Here is a 15,310-nt window from a genome sequence, read left to right on the forward strand (position 1 = left end):
GTGACCGCCGCCCCTGCCACACTGGCACGTGGAGGTGATCAACGATGGAAGCTTTCGGTCCGCTACTGCTGGTGATCGGCGGGATGGTCGTCGCGGCCCTGATCGTGTGGGCCATCATGCACCACCGCTACATCAAATCGTTCGAGGACAAGGGGTGGGCCTACGAAGGCTCGCCGCCCATCTCGATCGCGCACGGCCTGAACGTGGCGCCCTTCGGCGTCGCCTTCGACCGCAGCGTCAAGAAGCAGATCAGCGGCCCCGCGTCGGACGGCACCGCGTTCTCCGCGTTCATGTACCGGTCGAGCGCGTGGGATCCGGGCGACCTGGTGGTCACCATGAAGCTGCCGCACTCGATGCCGTTGGCCGAGGTCCCCGCGGGCGGCCCCGTCCGCACGGCCGACCCGCACTACGCCGACGAACTGGCCAAGGCCCTGGGCGGCGCGAGCAGGGACCTGACGGTCGATCACGACACCCTCGTGATGCTGCGGGTCAGCGACGACGCGGACGAACTCCAGACCGCCGTCGACGCGTTGGCCGCCGCCCGCACGGCGCTGCTCGCCAGCCCCGCTGCCGGACGGCAGGGCCCGACGCCGCCGCAGGGGCTCAGCTTCGCCGACCACCCCGACTGGACCTACGTGCCCCACGACGACGAGATCCTCCGCCAGGTCGAGCACAGCGGCGGGGGCTACGGCCACGAGGCGCGCGACATCATCATGAGCGAGAACGCCCGCATCCCGTTCATCCGGATGCAGCACAACTGGAAGACCGACTCCACGAGCACCGACTCCGAGGGCAGGTCGCACACCACCACGACGCACCACACGGAGTACCTGTGCCAGTTCCGCACCAGCTTCCCCTTCGTCGACCTCGCGTCGAACTGGGGCTGGTTCGGCCGCAGCCAGCGCTTCGAATGGACCGACTTCAACGACGCGGTGCGGATCGAGAGCAGCAACGAGCGGATCGCGCACGCGATCATCCACCAGCGTCAGATGGAGTACCTGATGGCGTCTGGGGCGCCGAAGTTCGCCATCCAGGGCGACGGGGCGATCCTGTTGAAGGGCTTCGGTAAGAAGTGGGAGATCGAGGACATCCTCGGGGCCGACGCGTTCCTGCGCGGCTTCTTCGCGCGGGTGCCCGACTTCGTCTGGGAGGAGTTGGGCGCGTGGCCGCGCCCGATTCCGGAGATCGAACCGGCGCCTCAGCCCAGCAGCGACCCGATCAGCTGACCCGCCTCTGCGCACTCCTCCTGTGTCACGTCCAGGTGCGTCACTGCGCGCAGCGCGGAGGGGCCGAGCACGCTGATCAGCACGCCCGCCTCCTTCAATCGCGCCGCGACGGCTGGCGCAGCCGGCGTGGGGATCAGGACGATGTTGGTCGCAGGCGCGGCCACCGCCCCGGGTCGCTCGGCGTTGATGGCGTCGGCGAGCACGCCCGCCGAGCGGTGGTCCTCGGCGATCCGTGCGACGTTGTGCTCCAGCGCATAGGAGCCGGCAGCGGCCAGCATCCCCGCCTGTCGCCATCCCGCCCCGAGCCGCTTGCGCTGCACCCGCGCGCGGGCGATGTCGTCCGCGGTCCCCACGAGGACTGAGCCGACCGGAGCGCCGAGCCCCTTGCTGAGGCAGAGGCTGACGGTGTCGAAGAGGCGGCCGTAGTCGGAGAACGGGCGGCCGGTGACGGCCATGGCGTTAGCGAGCCGCGCCCCGTCGAGGTGCGTCTTGATGCCGACGGCGCGGGCTCCGTCTGTGACGGCGACCAGTTGGTCGTAGTCCTGCACGGTGCCGCCGCCGAAGTTGTGGGTGTCCTCCACCGCGACGCAGGCCGTCTCGACGAGGTACGGGCCGCATTCGACGGCGAGCATCGCCAGCGCGTCGTCTGCGACGAGCCGCCCCGCCGTCGACGTCCAGGTGCGCATCGTGACGCCGTGCAGCGCGCCGTGGGCGCCCATCTCGGCGCGGGCGATGTGTGCGTAGCCGTCGCACAGCACCTCGCGGCCGGGCGGGGTGTGCAGCCACACCCCCAGCAGGTTGCTGAGCGAGCCGGTCGCGCAGAACAGGCCCGCCTCCTTGCCGAACAGTTCGGCGGCGCGAGCCTCGAGTGCCGCGACGCTCGGATCCTCCGCATAGACATCGTCACCGAGCGCAGCGCCGGTCATCGCGTCGATCATCCCGGCGCTCGGCCGGGTGACCGTGTCGCTGCGGAGGTCGATCACAGTTCCTTGGCCCTGAACTGCTGGACGGGGTTGTCGCGGTTGAGGCGACCCGAGCGCAGCCTGCGCGCGACGGTGAACGCCAGTTCGAGCGACTGGTTGCGGTTGAGCCGCGGGTCGCATACCGTCTCGTAGCGGCTCTCGAGGTCGGCCTCGCTGAGGTTCGCCGCGCCGCCGACACATTCGGTGACGTCGTCGCCCGTCAGCTCGACGTGCAGCCCGCCCGGCCAGGTGCCGAGCTGCTCGTGCACGTCGAAGAAGCCGTTGACCTCGTCTGCCACGTCGGCGAAGGAGCGGGTCTTGTAGCCGTTGGCGGCCTCGAAGGTGTTGCCGTGCATCGGGTCGCACACCCAGGCGACCTTGCGTCCGGTCGCCTCGACGCCCTCGATGACGGCGGGCAGCACGTCGCGGACCTTGCCCGCGCCCATCCGCGTGATGAAGGTGAGCCGGCCGGGGATCCGGTCGGGGTCGAGCGCGTCGGCCAGCGCGATGGCCTGCTCGGCCGTGGAGGTCGGGCCGAGCTTGACGCCGAGCGGGTTGGCGACGCGGCGCAGCAGTTCGACGTGCGCGCCGTCCAGTTGGCGGGTGCGCTCGCCGATCCACAGCATGTGGCCCGAGCAGCCGTAGAGGTTCTGCGAGCGCGAGTCGACGCGGGTCAGTGCCCGCTCGTACTCCAGCAGCAGCGCCTCGTGCGAGGCGTAGAAGTCGACGGTGCTGAGCGACTCGTCGTGCACGCCGCAGGCGACCATGAAGGCGAGCGCGCGGTCGATCTCGGAGGCGAGCTCCTCGTACTCCTGCTCGACCTCGGAGTCGCGCACGAACTGCGCGTTCCAGGTGTGCACGCCGCGCAGGTTGGCGAACCCGCCCTTGACGAAGGCGCGCACCAGGTTGAGGGTCGCGGCCGAGGAGTTGTAGACGTCCATCAGGCGGCCGGGGTCGTGAGCGCGGGAGCCCTCGGTGAACTCGAAGCCGTTGATGGCGTCACCGCGGTAGGCGGGAAGCGTCACGTCGCCGCGGGTCTCGGCGTCCTTGGAGCGTGGCTTTGCGTACTGGCCCGCGATCCGGCCGACCTTCACCACCGGCACCTGAGCGGCATAGGTCATCACGACCGCCATCGACAACTGGACGAGCAACTTCTGCTTGATGTTGTCTGCGGTGACGGCCTCGAAGGTCTCGGCGCAGTCGCCGCCCTGCAGCAGGAATGCCTTGCCGTCGGCGACGTCGGCGAGCTTGCCGCGCAGGTCGTCGCACTCCCCGCGAACACCAGCGGTGGGAGCCGTTCGAGCGAGTCGATGGTGCGGTCAAGTGCCGTGGGATCCGGGTAGCTGGGCTGCTGGATGAAGGGCAGCGCGCGCAGTTCTTCCCGGGAGATGATGCTCGACATGGGCGTCAGGTTACCCCACCGCGGCAACGCTCCCCGCACCGTCGGACGGCGGTGGACCGCCTCACTCGTTGGGGTCGTGCAGCCCGTTGTCGATGGCGTAGAGGGTCAGTTCGACGCGGTTGTGCAGTTGCAGTTTGCGCAGCACGTTCTGCACGTGGTTCTGCACCGTCCGGTGCGACACGAACAACTCGTCCGCGATCTCCCGGTAGGCCATGCCCTTGGCGACGCGGCGCAGCACCTCGATCTCGCGGGTGGTCAGCACCGGGCCCTCCTCGTTGTGGGAGCGGGCGACGTTGACCATCCGTCGGAACTCGCCGAGCACCAGGCCAGCGAGGCCGGGCGTGAAGACGGCGTCGCCGACCGCGGTGCGCTGCACGCCCTCGATCAGTTCCTCCTTTGACGCCGACTTGACCAGGTAGCCCTTCGCGCCCGCCTTCATGGCCCGCAGCACGTCGTCGCGTTCGCCAGAGGCAGACATCACGAGCACGTGCATGTCGGGGAACTCGCCGAGCAGGATCTCGATGCAGGTCGCACCGTCCGGCTCGGGGATCTGCAGGTCCATCACGACCACCTCGGGCCTGGTCGCGCGGGCGCGGGCCAGGCATTCGGTGCCGTTCTTGGCGACCGCCACGATCTCGAAACCGACCTCGGTGAGGTCCTCGCTCAGCGCGTCGATCCACATGGGGTGGTCATCGACGAGCATCACGCGCTTACGTTCCTGGGTCACGACTCCGCCTCATCATCTTCCTCGATCGGGAACCGCAGTTCCCACTCCGTGCCTGCGCCGGGCGAGGACTTGAGGATCGCGGACCCGCCGATGTCGGTCATCCGCCCGACGATCGAGTCCCTGATCCCCAGCCGACCGTTGTCGGCCGCCTCCTGCACCTGCGCGGCACTCATGCCGACCCCATTGTCGCGGACCCATAGGATCACTTCGTCGTCCAACTCCTGGTCGAGCAGGATCCAGACCCGCGCCTCGGGGCCTGCGTGCTTCTCCACGTTCTTCAGGATCTCAGCTAGCGTGCGCTCCACCTCGTCGACGAGTGCCCTTGGCGCCTTGACAAGGCTCGCCATCGTCGAGACGGTCACCCGGGCGGACTCGTACTTGTCGAGGGCCGCCGCGAGGTCGACCGCGGCCCCGTGGTCGATGTCGCTGATCTCGCGGTCCTGCAGGTGGCCACGCAGTTGCGCCTCCGACTCCCGTGCCAGCGCCGCGAGCCGGATGCCGCGCAGGCCGAGCGACGGCCCTTCGCGCTCGACGAGCGCGAGGACCTGCAGCGCGCCGTCGTGCACGATGCGCGAGAGCCGTTCACGCTCGGCGAGGGCGGCGCTGCGGAGGCGCTCCTCCTCCTGCTCCTCGAGGGTGGCGCGCACCTGCGTGACGAGGTTGCCGAGGCAGGCGGTGAACAAGACGGTGACGAACGCGGCGCCGACCCGCTCCATCGCGAAGTGCTCGGGGGCCGCGAGCAGTGCCGCGGACGTGGTGACGGCGAACACGACGCCCCACTTGTAGCTGAGGAAGATCGCGGCGTAGGCGGCGCAGCCGCCCGCCCAGTAGCCGGCCAAGGACAGCGGAGCCCCACCTGGCGGCACCGTGAGGTTGGTCGTCAGGATGATGGTGAGGGTCATGCCGAGGTCGGCGAGCAGCGCGGGTTTGGTGCGCCGGGAGGGCTTGCGCATCCGCAGCGAGATGAAGATCTGCCAGTAGAGCAGGACGAGCGACGCAGCCACCACGCCGACGTGGTTGGTGGCGCGCGGCAGCACGATGAGCAGGTTGACGACCAGCGCGTGCAGCGCGAGGAAGCTGCGGGCGACCTCACAGACGGTGTACATCCGGCCGAGCACGTCGCGCCGGTCGCGGTACCAGAGGAGTTGGGACTTGCCCCAGCGCCAGGCGCGCAGCGCGGTCGTCGAGTCGCTCACCTGCGCGTCAGGCCTTGGGCTCGATGACGGGCGGGTCCCCGCCGCCTGGGCGGGGAAGCTGGAAGGCGTCGGCCTCTTCCGGGCTGAGGTCGCCCGACTTCACGCGGGAGGCGTACACGTCGATGTAGTCCTGTCCCGTGAGCGCCTGGATCGCGGCCATCGCCTCGTCGGTGACGTAGCGCAGCACCTTGGAGTTGCCAGGCGTCGCGTAGAAGTCGCTGAAGTCGAGGGGTTCGCCGACGATGACCACCGGGCGTCGCGCCCACGGTAGCCCGAACGGCCCCTTGACGGACTGCGAGCCGATCACGCCGACGGGGATCACGGGCACCTGGTTGGAGAGCGCCATCCGCGCCATGCCCGTCTTGCCCTTGTAGAGGCGGCCGTCGGGGGAACGCGTGCCCTCGGGGTAGAACGCGATGACGTGGCCGTCGGCCAGCACGTCAGAGATGGCCTTGAGCGCATCCGCGGAGGCACGGCCCCCGCTGCGGTCCATGGGAACCATCTTGATGGTCTTCAGGAACCAGGCGACGATCTTGGCGCCTGCCCCCTTGCCTGCGAACAGTTCCGCCTTGGCGGGGAACGTGATCGGGCGCGGCATCATGGCAGGAACCACGAGCGAATCGAGCGCGCCGATGTGGTTGCTCGCCAGGACCGCCCCGCCCTTGCGCGGGAAGTTCTCCAGGCCGAAGACCTTGGTCTTGTAGCTGAACCTGACCATGGGCCTGAAGATCGTGAACCTGAAGAAGCGATACCACCACATGCGCGGCAGTCTACGGAATTCCCGCCTATCCTGCTCACCATGACAGGCCTATCGCACTCCCCCGCCCCCACGATCTGGCCGGAGGCCCGCACCTATCGCGCGGGTGAGGGCGACGTCGGCGTCGTCGTCAGCCACGGATTCACCGGCTCGGTCCAGTCGATCCGGCCGTGGGCCGAGGCGCTGGCCACGCCAGGTGATGGTTGGGAGGGCGCCCGCGTGGTCGCGCCGCGACTTCCGGGGCACGGCACGACGTGGCGGGACCTGGCCCGCACCCGTTGGTGGGACTGGTACGCCGCCGTCGAGGACGCTTACCTTGAGCTGAGCGGTCAGGTCGACCGGGTGTTCGTCGCCGGGCTGTCGTTGGGCGGCGCGTTGGCGCTCCGGCTCGCGGAGCGGGAGAAGGTCGCGGGCGTGCTGCTGGTCAACCCGGCGATCGCGACGCGGGACTGTAGGGTCGCCCCGGCGACCGCGGTGCACGCGATCCTCCCGCCCCAGAAGGGGGTCGCCGACGACATCGCCAAGGAGGGCGTCGAGGAGTTGGGCTACCCGAAGTTCTCGGTGACGAGCCTTGCGACGATGACGGATCTGTGGCGCGACGTGCGGGCCAACCTCGCCGCCGTCCGCGCCCCGGTGCTGCTGATGACCTCGAGGGTCGACCACGTGGTCGACGAGTTGAGCGGTGAACTGATCCGCTCACGCGTGCGCGACGTCACCTCGTTGACGTTGGAGCACAGCTACCACGTCGCCACGCTCGACAACGACGCCGAGGCGATTGCCTCGGCGTCGAAGGAGTTCATCGCGGCGCACTAGAACTCGAGGACCGTTCGACCGGGAAGCGAGGATCTGACCATCTTGTCCAGCACCTCGTTGATGTCGTCGAGGCGCGCCGGGTGCACGGTCGCCTCGATGTGCGCCTGCGCGGCCAGCTCCAGGGCTCTCGACAGATCATGGCGGGTTCCGACAATGGAGCCGCGCAGCGTAAGGGCCCTCATCACGACGTCGTAGATGTTCAGGCCGAACTCACCGGGCGGCAGCCCGTTCAGGACCAGCGTTCCCCCGGGTCGCAGCATGTCGACAGCCTGGCCGAAGGCCGAACGGGACACAGCGGTGACCAGCGCGGCATGTGCCCCTCCGATGCTGCGGTGGATGAAGCCGGCTGGCTCGGTCGTGCGCACGTTGAGCGTCATCGCGGCCCCGAGCCTCGCCGCCAGTGCCAGTTTGGCGTCATCGATATCCGTGGCGATCACCTGAAATCCCATCGCGCGGGCGTACTGGACGGCCAAGTGGCCGAGGCCTCCCACACCGGAGATCACCACCCAGTCGCCCGGCTTCGCGTCCGACATCCGAAGTCCCTTGTAGACGGTGAGCCCCGCGCACATCAGCGGCGCGGCCTGTTGATCGCTCAGTGCGCTCGGGACCTTGACGACGAAGTCCGCTGCAGCGACCACATACTCGGCGAACCCGCCGTCGACGTCGTAACCACTGCGCACCTGCGTCGCACAAAGCGTCTCCCAGCCGGACAGACACTGGTCGCAGCGTCCGCACGCCCGGTGCAGCCATGGCACTCCCACCCTGTCACCAACCGCCACGTTCGCCACACCCTTGCCGAGTCCGACAACCATCCCGACGGCCTCGTGCCCCGGAATCCTCGGCAGCGCCGGCTTGTCCGGCCAGTCACCGTGTACGGCATGCAGGTCGGTGTGGCAAACGCCGCAGGCGCTCACCTTGACGAGGATCTCCCCGTAGCCGGGTGTCGGAACGGGCACCTCGGCGAGTTCCAGGTCGTCGTTGAACCGCACGACCCTCGCGGCGCGCATCCTGGCGCTCATGGCTCTTCCGTTCCTGCCTGGATGGCCGTGATGGCCACCGTGTTGACGATGTCCGAGACGAGCGCTCCGCGGGAGAGGTCGTTGACCGGCTTGTTGAGCCCTTGGAGGACAGGGCCGATCGCGAGGGCCCCCGCGCTGCGCTGCACCGCCTTGTACGTGTTGTTGCCCGTCTGCAGATCCGGGAAGATCAGGATGGTGGCGCGACCGGCAACGGGCGAGCCAGGGAGCTTCGTCAGCGCGACGCTTGGCTCAACGGCGGCGTCGTACTGCAGCGGACCGTCGACCGGCAATTCGGGGGCCATCTCCCGAAGCAATCGCGTCGCCTCGACGGTGGCCTCCACGTCGGGCCCACTTCCGGAGGAACCCGTCGAGTAGGAAAGCATCGCGATCCGGGGATCGATGCCGAACTGCCGCGCGGTCGCGGCGGAGCTGAGCGCGATCTCAGCGAGTTGATCCGGGGTGGGGTTCGGGTTGACGGCGCAGTCGCCGAACACCAGCACCCGGTCGGCAAGGCACATGAAGAAGACCGATGACACCACCGAGATCCCCGGCCTGGTGCGGATGACCTCCAGCGCGGGCCGGATCGTGTGCGCGGTCGTGTTGACCGAGCCCGAGACCATGCCGTCGGCGAGCGACTCCAGCACCATCATCGTCCCGAAGTAGCTGACATCCATGACGCGCTGACGCGCCTGCTCGAGGGTGACGCCCTTCTTCTTGCGTAGCTCGGCATACCTCGCGGCGAAGGGCTCCAGGAGCTCACTTCGTCGCGGATCGATGAGTTGAGCGCCTGCGATGTCGACGCCCAACTCGGCGGCGCGGCCTCGGATCGTCTCGACGTTACCGAGAAGAGTGAGGCGGCAGATCCCCTGCTCGAGAAGCCGGTGCGCAGCCCTGAGGATCCGGTCCTCCTCGCCCTCCGGCAGCACGATGTGCCGGTCAGCGGCGCGCGCCGCCTCCAGGAGGCGGTGTTCGAACATCATGGGCGTGACCACATCATCGCGACCGATGGTTGCCGCACCGCCGAGCCGCGAGAGATCGACTGCCGCCGAGAAGTTCCGGATCGCCTCCGCCCTGTGCGCCTCGGCGAGCTCTGCAACCGGCAAGGCGTCGGCCTCCAGAAGCCGGGAGACCTCGCGGACCCCGACGGGGGTCCGCAGCAACGGAACGGACGGTGCGACCCTCCGCCACAGGTCTGCAACCCCGCGCTCGAGCGGCCACGGGCCCGCCGCGATCGCGGCGGCCGGGAAACTGAACCGTCCGCTCGCACCTGCCACGCAGAGCCCGACCGCGATCTCCGCCCGGTCGGCGGAGAAGATCGCGATGGTCTCCTTGTCTATCAGGGGAAGCAGATGCGTCAGCGACATGTCGGCGACCAGAGGCGGCGACGCGAAACTCTGCGCAGACAGGGCAATCCCGCCCGCGAGTTGCTCCGCTCCGAGACCTGCCGCGACGGCCGCGAGATCGGGGGCGGCGTCGCCCTCGACCTCCCGGACCAGGTGCACAGGGACCGGGCAGTCCCTCGCGACCTCTTCGAGGACCAGAGGCGCCTGGCGCCCGCTCGGCACGATGATGCCGAGGACCTGCGCCAGGTTCCGCGTGGCCTCATCGAGCGCGACCGCGATGCGCTCCCGCACCAGATCCGCGCCTCCATCGGCGGGCACCACGAGCAGCATGGGCACGTCCAGGTTCGCCGCGACCTTCGTGTTCCAGGCGAACTCAACGGGCGCGAGCGAGCAGTCATACTCGCTCCCCAGGACGACCGCGGCCGTGTGTCCCTGGAGCCGTGTGGCGAACCTGGCGATGATCTGCCCGAGCGCGTCGCCGGGTGTGTTCAGCAGTTGGTCCGCCGTCGCACCCCAGGCGGGTGGCTCGGTCGGCTCGCTCAGCGCCTTGAGAAGCCGATCCCCTCGCGAGTCGGCGACGATGGGTCTGAACACCGTGACTCTGGCACCCTCCGCACGCAGACCAGCGATGGCTCCGACCGCGAACTGCAGCAGATGCGGGCAGTGCTGGGTCGGGCAGAGATACAGCGAACGGACAGCCATGGCGGTCAGCGAAGGGCGCGGGAGATGATCTCGTCGAGCCCGGCCGGCTCCTCGCCGAGAGCCGAGATCACTGCCGAGCGGATCTCCGTCGCCAAGGGGGCCTGCGCGGGTTGTGCGGACGGTGGGACACTCTCGGCCTGGGACGAGTGCGGCACCAACCGCACCCCCCGGTCCAGGGCGTACTCGCGCGCGAGGGCGGTGACGATGTCGCCGGGCCCAAGGCGTACCTCCGAGGTTCCCGTCTGCAGCATCTGGTCGATGTCGACCTTGGTCAGCACTCGACGTGGCATGGTGAACTCCTTACTGTCCTGTCACTGATTGGATGGCGGTGACCGCCGCTGCGCGGGCCGCCTCGATGTCTGCCTCGGTCCCCGACATCCACATCCGGCCGTAAACGCCGACCGAACTCAGGTGGTTCAAGAACACGGGAGCGGCCTTCTCGGCCTCATTCGCGGCCAGGGTGATGTAGGCCGCGGGCTCCACCTCCATGACGAGAAGCGTCTGCCCGCCCTCCAACATCGTCCCCATGTTCATGCGGTTGAGGACCTGAGCCTGGAGTGGATGGACGTTCGTGATCACCTGCTCCGAAGCGATCGTCGGGGCGATCCTGCTCTCGAGCGGTTGTCCGATTGCCTCCAGCACGACCTCTCCTGCACGCAGCACCTCCGCCTGGTTCTCGGAGTGGACCTCGAACATGCCGAACTGCCGCTCGACCACCTGGGCACCTGGCTTGACGTCGACGGCCTTCAGGACGCTGTCGACGACGCGGAAGACCCAGTTGCCGGGGGCCATCTCGACGTAGAGGCTGCTCATGCCCTCGATCGGGGGCGATCCGGCGGCGATCTTGCCGACGAAGGCGGCGAACTGTGGCTGGATCCGATCCAGGTGGCAGAACGCGCGCAGTTGGAACGGGGACTGTTCGGTCATGTCAGCGACCTTCCTTCGTGGGAGTTGGTGGCGACCAGGCGGCCACGCCGAGCGGGGTCACGAGCATGGGGTGTGGGGCGACCGTCGCGTGGACCCCCGTGATCTCGGTCATCACGTCTGCCACGCCTGTGAAGGCGGCGGTGCCGCCGACCAGGTGGATCTCATGGACATCGTGTCCCTTGATGGCCGCGGAGACGATGGTGGCGACCTTCTCGAGGGTCGGTCGCACGAGCGGGTAGAGGCTCGGGTGTTGCGACGTTCGCATCTTGCGCTTCTCGGCCTCGGCGAAAGGCACCTTGAGCGCCCCGGAGATCACGAGGCTCAGGTGCGTTCCACCTGTGGGTTCGTCGATATTGGCGATGACCACACCGTCCCGGAGGATGGCGACGCCGGTGGTGCCTCCGCCGATGTCGACGACCGCCCCGTCGCGGATGCCAAGGATCCGGTTTGCAGCGGTGGTCTCGTCGACCACGGCGGCGCACTCCATTCCCGCGCCCTCCACGACATATCTGTGGGCGCGGTGATCGGCCTCGAGCACGCCGGGCGGGATGGTGACCGCGGCGTGGAGTAGTTCACGGCTGGTGGCCGACTCGAGTCGGTCCTTCAGGTCGCGCACCACGGCCTGGGCGCCTGCGAAGTCCCACACCACGCCGTCGCGTACCACGTCCGCGAAGGCGTGCGCGGCGGCAAGGGGCCTGCCGGTTTCGTCCGTGACCATGATGACGGTGAAGGCGGTCCCGAGGTCCACCCCGACGCGGATCGGGGTACCAGCGTCGATCCTGGCTGGGTGCCTCAGGGCGCTGTTGGCCGACTTCATCAGGGCACCGATGCCGCGCGGCCTGCTCATCGGCACGCCGCCGCTCGTCGGAGTTGAAGGTAGTAGAAGGCGCTGGAGATCCGGTTGAGCGCGTGGCAGATGGTCGCACCGTGGTCGTGGGGCGAGGGGAAGGTTTCCAACGCCAGGATCTCGATCTCTCGCGACTCGGTGCGTACCAGGTTCAGCAGGTGTTGGATCTCGTCGTCGTGGTGGTCGAGCGTGAGGTGTTCGACGCCCAGGATCGAGCGCGGGTCGTGGGTCGCGCGGTGCATCGTGTCGGGGTCGAGCCCCGCCAGACGCAACTCGGCGGCTGGCCGTTCGTTGTACTCGGCCGAGATCAGCTCGCGGCAGTACGCCGCCAGGCTGGCGAGGTCGGCAACCAGTGCCTCCTCCCCCGCTTCGTGGGCCAGGCGCTGCATCCACAGGACCCTCGCGTGAAGCGAGTCGACCCTGCCGCGCAGCTTGATTCTGGGGTGGGTCTTTGACGCGTAATGACTGGAGTTGAGCTGGGTCAGGGCGCTCGGCTTACTCGTGACGCCGGTGCCGCATTGGGTGCATCGCGGTGTCTCACCCGACAGTGCGACGGGGAACACCGCGTCATGATCCCAGTCTCCCGCCTGCCCCTCGGCGGCGCCGCCCTCCTCGACGAGGACGAGCGCGAACTGCTTGACGAAGTCCCGCGCCGCTGGCGACAGTCGGGCCCCTGCCGCGACCGTGACCTTGGCTCCGGCGACGGGTCGCCGGAGTTGGTCTCGGAGTTCGGCTTCGGTGACGATCACGACACGCCACTGTCCCAGTCGGCTGGGAACGTCACGTAGACGAATCGGGCCCAGGTGGGGGTTCCGAAGGTGATGTGTGCCCCCTTGGGGACGTAACAGACGTCACCGGCACGGGCGATCCGGCCGCCGCCGTCGCCGCCGAGGTGCAGTTCGCCTTCCAACACGATCTGTACCTCGTCGTAGGTGAAAGTCCACGGGAAGCTGCCCTGCGTGATGGTCATGTAGCCGGCCGCCATGGGCGATCCGTCGTCGCCCGTGACGACGTCCACGGTGGCCACCTTCATCTCGGGAGGCGGCCCCGGGTAGGGGAACGGTTGGGGCACGTGTTCGTGCTGGTCGACCACCTTCACCGGCGGTCGGGGCGGGCCCGATGTGGGGGCGGTCAGGCCGCCCCCACCGGCGCCCAGCATCGCAGTGACAAGCGCACGCACCTTGGTCATCAGGTCGTCCTCGCCAGCCTGCTCGGGCTTCTCCGGCGCCACCGCGATACCGGTGGAGCGTTCGATGGAGACCCCGAGGTCGGCCGCGGTGTCGCGCGCAAGCGGCGTGACGATCGCGTCCTCGGCAACCAGTAGGCGCCCGGGGGCGGCTAACTGGACTTCGGTGGCGGTGATGACCTGACGGCCCATGATGTGCCTCTCTTAGGTGCGTGCGGTGTCTGGGACGAGATCAGTCGCGGTGCGGCAGGATGATCTCGACGTCGCCGTGCGGACGCGGGATGACGTGCACGGAGATCAGTTCGCCGACGCGGCCTGCGGCCGCGGCACCGGCATCGGTGGCGGCCTTGACCGCACCGACATCGCCGCGGACGAAGACGGTCACGAGACCGGCGCCGATCTGCTCCTTGCCGATCAACTTGACGTTGGCGGCCTTGACCATTGCATCGGCGGCCTCAATGGCGCCGATCAGGCCCTTGGTCTCGACCATGCCGAGAGCGATCATCTGGACATCTGCCATTGGAGTTCTCCTTTGTGTGGTGACAGGGGGTGTATTGGGTGCTGGGTCGGGGGTCGAGCTGGGCTCGGCCCGTTGGATGGTTTCCTTTTCAGTTGTGGTGCTCTCCTCCGGGGCGGTCTGCTTGCGCGGAGGGCGAGGTTTTGTGGTCTCGGTCATGCTTTAGCCTCCTGACGTCACTTCCCGAGTTCCGTGAGAATCTGGCGTACCAGCTTCTCGATGAGGGCTGAGTCGGCGCCGTCCGATGACTCGAGGACCTCGTCATCCTCCAACGGGGCCGGCGTGCCGTCCATGAGTCCCCTGTGCGCCCTGGCCACCTCCGGAGCCTGACGCACCTGGTAGGCGACCCGCTTGACGTTGAGGACATGCTCGACCGTGATGTTGTCGCTGACGGAGGCGCCGCCGATTCCACCGGGCGCGAGCGTCATGGAGGGCCTGAGACCCGTCGTGTAGCCGACGCCCCCGAGCGAGCCCCAGGTGTTGACGAGGACCCGGAAGGCGGGCTTCTCGATGCCGAAGGCCATGATCGACTCTTCATCGCGTGAGTGGATGACAATCGAGTGTCCGTCACCGCCGAACGTGAGCAGCTGGATCGCCCGGTCGCAGCCGGCCTTCCAACCGTCCTCCACCATCCATCCGAGCACCGAGGTGAGCTTCTCGCGGGACAGTGGATGGTCGGGACCGACGCCGTCGATCTCGGCGACCAGGATCCGGGTGCTCTCCGGCACAGCGATGCCTGCCTTGCGGCCCAGTTCCTGCGGCGTGCGTCCAACGAACTCGGCGATCATCATGCCGTTGGGTCGGAACATCATGGCCGCCAGCCGGTCGGCCTCGTCGCGGGTGAGCCACTGTGCACCGGCCGCCTGCATCTCCGACTTCAACCGCTCGGCGATCGGACGGTCGGCAATGACGACCTGCTCGGTGGCACAGATGGTCGAGCAGTCGAACGACTTCGACTCGACGATCATCTTGGCCGCACGCACGATGTGGGCACTGCGATCGACGTAAGCGGGCACGTTGCCTGGCCCGACGCCGAGCGCCGGCTTTCCGCAACTGTGCGCTGCCTTGACCATCCCCGGCCCGCCTGTGGCCAGGATCATCGAAGTCGCGTAGTGGTTCATCAGTTCGTTCGTGCCTTGGATGGTCAGTTCGGTCATGCACGAGACAAGGCCCTTCGGCATTCCTGCCGCCTCGCCTGCCTCGACCATCACCCGGACCGCCTCGGCCGTGCAGCGCTTCGCCGACGGATGAGGTGCCACGACGACGGCGTTGCGCGCCTTGACCCCGATGAGGATCTTGAAGATCGCGGTCGAGGTCGGGTTGGTCGAGGGCGTCAGAGCGCAGAGCACCCCCACCGGCCAACCGATCTCGACGATCTTGTTCTTCTCATCGCGGCGCAGCACGCCGCAGGTCGGGACGTCGCGGATCGAGTCCCACACCCCTTGCGCGGCGAACTCGTTCTTGAGTTGCTTGTGGGGCGCGTATCCGAACCCCGTCTCCTCGTGGGCGAGCTCTCCGAGCCTGGCAGCCTCGCGCATCGCCGCGGCGACCATCGCCTCGCAGATCCTGTCGACCTGCGACTGGGACGCGAACTGGAACGACCTCATGGCTCCGCGGGCGGCGACCGCAAGGTCGCGCGCCTGTTGAATGGAGCGGAGGTCGGCGTCCATCGCGTTTGCAGACATC

At 68.4% G+C, this 15,310-nt stretch carries 15 protein-coding genes and 1 pseudogene; 2 read left to right on the plus strand and 14 right to left on the minus strand.

Annotated features, from left to right (window positions below; all coding sequences use genetic code 11):
• Nucleotides 1-44 precede the first annotated feature (44 nt).
• Entirely contained in the window at nt 45-1,226 is a 1,182-nt protein-coding gene (locus BW730_RS07950; protein ID WP_145952775.1) for a hypothetical protein, read from the plus strand.
• Here the strand turns inward: BW730_RS07950 and BW730_RS07955 are convergent.
• From BW730_RS07955 to BW730_RS07975, 5 genes and pseudogenes are all read right to left on the minus strand, one after another.
• Nucleotides 1,199-2,209 (minus strand): threonine aldolase family protein, encoded by a 1,011-nt coding sequence (locus tag BW730_RS07955; RefSeq protein ID WP_077685775.1) that lies wholly within the window; start codon nt 2,207-2,209, stop codon nt 1,199-1,201. The two genes, BW730_RS07950 and BW730_RS07955, sit on opposite strands and share 28 nt — an antisense overlap.
• Nucleotides 2,206-3,590, minus strand: a pseudogene (locus BW730_RS07960) (class II 3-deoxy-7-phosphoheptulonate synthase). Before BW730_RS07960 ends, BW730_RS07955 begins: the two are co-directional and overlap by 4 nt.
• A gap of 61 nt (nt 3,591-3,651) precedes the next feature.
• Nucleotides 3,652-4,293, minus strand: a complete 642-nt coding sequence (locus BW730_RS07965) for a response regulator (protein WP_077687575.1) — start codon at nt 4,291-4,293, stop codon at nt 3,652-3,654.
• A gap of 20 nt (nt 4,294-4,313) precedes the next feature.
• Entirely contained in the window at nt 4,314-5,513 is a 1,200-nt protein-coding gene (locus tag BW730_RS07970) for a sensor histidine kinase (protein WP_077685776.1), read from the minus strand.
• A 7-nt stretch (nt 5,514-5,520) separates the two neighbouring features.
• A complete protein-coding gene (locus tag BW730_RS07975) occupies nt 5,521-6,273 on the minus strand; it encodes a lysophospholipid acyltransferase family protein (RefSeq protein ID WP_077685777.1) in 753 nt (250 codons plus the stop codon).
• A gap of 39 nt (nt 6,274-6,312) precedes the next feature.
• On the opposite strand from BW730_RS07975, the gene BW730_RS07980 reads away from it, so the two are divergent.
• Nucleotides 6,313-7,083: an alpha/beta hydrolase gene (locus tag BW730_RS07980; protein ID WP_077685778.1), complete on the plus strand. Its 771-nt coding sequence runs from the start codon at nt 6,313-6,315 to the stop codon at nt 7,081-7,083.
• Here the strand turns inward: BW730_RS07980 and adhP are convergent.
• The 9 genes from adhP to BW730_RS08025 all read right to left on the minus strand — a co-directional run bounded on the left by adhP (nt 7,080) and on the right by BW730_RS08025 (nt 15,309).
• Entirely contained in the window at nt 7,080-8,102 is a 1,023-nt protein-coding gene (gene adhP, locus BW730_RS07985) for an alcohol dehydrogenase AdhP (protein ID WP_077685779.1), read from the minus strand. The genes BW730_RS07980 and adhP overlap by 4 nt on opposite strands.
• The gene (gene pta / locus BW730_RS07990) at nt 8,099-10,147 is read right to left on the minus strand and encodes a phosphate acetyltransferase (RefSeq protein WP_077685780.1); all 2,049 of its coding nucleotides are present in this window, start codon (nt 10,145-10,147) and stop codon (nt 8,099-8,101) included. The genes adhP and pta overlap by 4 nt, the downstream gene beginning before the upstream one ends.
• 5 nt (nt 10,148-10,152) lie before the next feature.
• Nucleotides 10,153-10,437: a hypothetical protein gene (locus BW730_RS07995; protein WP_145952777.1), complete on the minus strand. Its 285-nt coding sequence runs from the start codon at nt 10,435-10,437 to the stop codon at nt 10,153-10,155.
• Nucleotides 10,438-10,447: 10 nt separating this feature from the next.
• On the minus strand, nt 10,448-11,074 hold the full coding sequence (locus tag BW730_RS08000) for a hypothetical protein (RefSeq protein ID WP_077685782.1): 627 nt from the start codon (nt 11,072-11,074) through the stop codon (nt 10,448-10,450).
• 1 nt (nt 11,075) lies between these two features.
• Nucleotides 11,076-11,921 carry an ethanolamine utilization protein EutJ gene (gene eutJ, locus BW730_RS08005; RefSeq protein ID WP_077687576.1) on the minus strand — a complete coding sequence of 282 codons (846 nt, stop codon included), beginning with the start codon at nt 11,919-11,921 and terminating at the stop codon, nt 11,076-11,078.
• Entirely contained in the window at nt 11,918-12,670 is a 753-nt protein-coding gene (locus BW730_RS08010) for a hypothetical protein (protein WP_158522540.1), read from the minus strand. The genes eutJ and BW730_RS08010 overlap by 4 nt, the downstream gene beginning before the upstream one ends.
• Nucleotides 12,667-13,299 carry a cupin domain-containing protein gene (locus BW730_RS08015; protein ID WP_077685784.1) on the minus strand — a complete coding sequence of 211 codons (633 nt, stop codon included), beginning with the start codon at nt 13,297-13,299 and terminating at the stop codon, nt 12,667-12,669. Before BW730_RS08015 ends, BW730_RS08010 begins: the two co-directional genes overlap by 4 nt.
• Nucleotides 13,300-13,339: 40 nt before the next feature.
• Nucleotides 13,340-13,627 carry an ethanolamine utilization microcompartment protein EutM gene (eutM, locus tag BW730_RS08020; protein WP_077685785.1) on the minus strand — a complete coding sequence of 96 codons (288 nt, stop codon included), beginning with the start codon at nt 13,625-13,627 and terminating at the stop codon, nt 13,340-13,342.
• Nucleotides 13,628-13,800: 173 nt separating this feature from the next.
• Nucleotides 13,801-15,309 (minus strand): aldehyde dehydrogenase family protein, encoded by a 1,509-nt coding sequence (locus BW730_RS08025; RefSeq protein WP_077685786.1) that lies wholly within the window; start codon nt 15,307-15,309, stop codon nt 13,801-13,803.
• Nucleotide 15,310: the final 1 nt, after the last annotated feature.

The sequence above is a fragment of the Tessaracoccus aquimaris genome, from assembly GCF_001997345.1.
In the GTDB taxonomy this organism is placed as follows: domain Bacteria; phylum Actinomycetota; class Actinomycetes; order Propionibacteriales; family Propionibacteriaceae; genus Arachnia; species Arachnia aquimaris.

What these genes read in the sequence shown, in the direction of transcription:
- BW730_RS07975 (WP_077685777.1), bottom strand. Translation starts at nt 6,273, where the DNA reads ATGTGGTGGTATCGCTTCTTCAGGTTCACGATCTTCAGGCCCATGGTC.
- BW730_RS08000 (WP_077685782.1), bottom strand. Translation starts at nt 11,074, where the DNA reads ATGACCGAACAGTCCCCGTTCCAACTGCGCGCGTTCTGCCACCTGGAT.
- BW730_RS08025 (WP_077685786.1), bottom strand. Translation starts at nt 15,309, where the DNA reads ATGTCTGCAAACGCGATGGACGCCGACCTCCGCTCCATTCAACAGGCG.
- BW730_RS07980 (WP_077685778.1), top strand. Translation starts at nt 6,313, where the DNA reads ATGACAGGCCTATCGCACTCCCCCGCCCCCACGATCTGGCCGGAGGCC.
- BW730_RS07995 (WP_145952777.1), bottom strand. Translation starts at nt 10,437, where the DNA reads ATGCCACGTCGAGTGCTGACCAAGGTCGACATCGACCAGATGCTGCAG.
- BW730_RS07950 (WP_145952775.1), top strand. Translation starts at nt 45, where the DNA reads ATGGAAGCTTTCGGTCCGCTACTGCTGGTGATCGGCGGGATGGTCGTC.
- BW730_RS08015 (WP_077685784.1), bottom strand. Translation starts at nt 13,299, where the DNA reads ATGGGCCGTCAGGTCATCACCGCCACCGAAGTCCAGTTAGCCGCCCCC.
- BW730_RS07965 (WP_077687575.1), bottom strand. Translation starts at nt 4,293, where the DNA reads ATGCTCGTCGATGACCACCCCATGTGGATCGACGCGCTGAGCGAGGAC.
- adhP (WP_077685779.1), bottom strand. Translation starts at nt 8,102, where the DNA reads ATGAGCGCCAGGATGCGCGCCGCGAGGGTCGTGCGGTTCAACGACGAC.
- eutM (WP_077685785.1), bottom strand. Translation starts at nt 13,627, where the DNA reads ATGGCAGATGTCCAGATGATCGCTCTCGGCATGGTCGAGACCAAGGGC.
- eutJ (WP_077687576.1), bottom strand. Translation starts at nt 11,921, where the DNA reads ATGAGCAGGCCGCGCGGCATCGGTGCCCTGATGAAGTCGGCCAACAGC.
- pta (WP_077685780.1), bottom strand. Translation starts at nt 10,147, where the DNA reads ATGGCTGTCCGTTCGCTGTATCTCTGCCCGACCCAGCACTGCCCGCAT.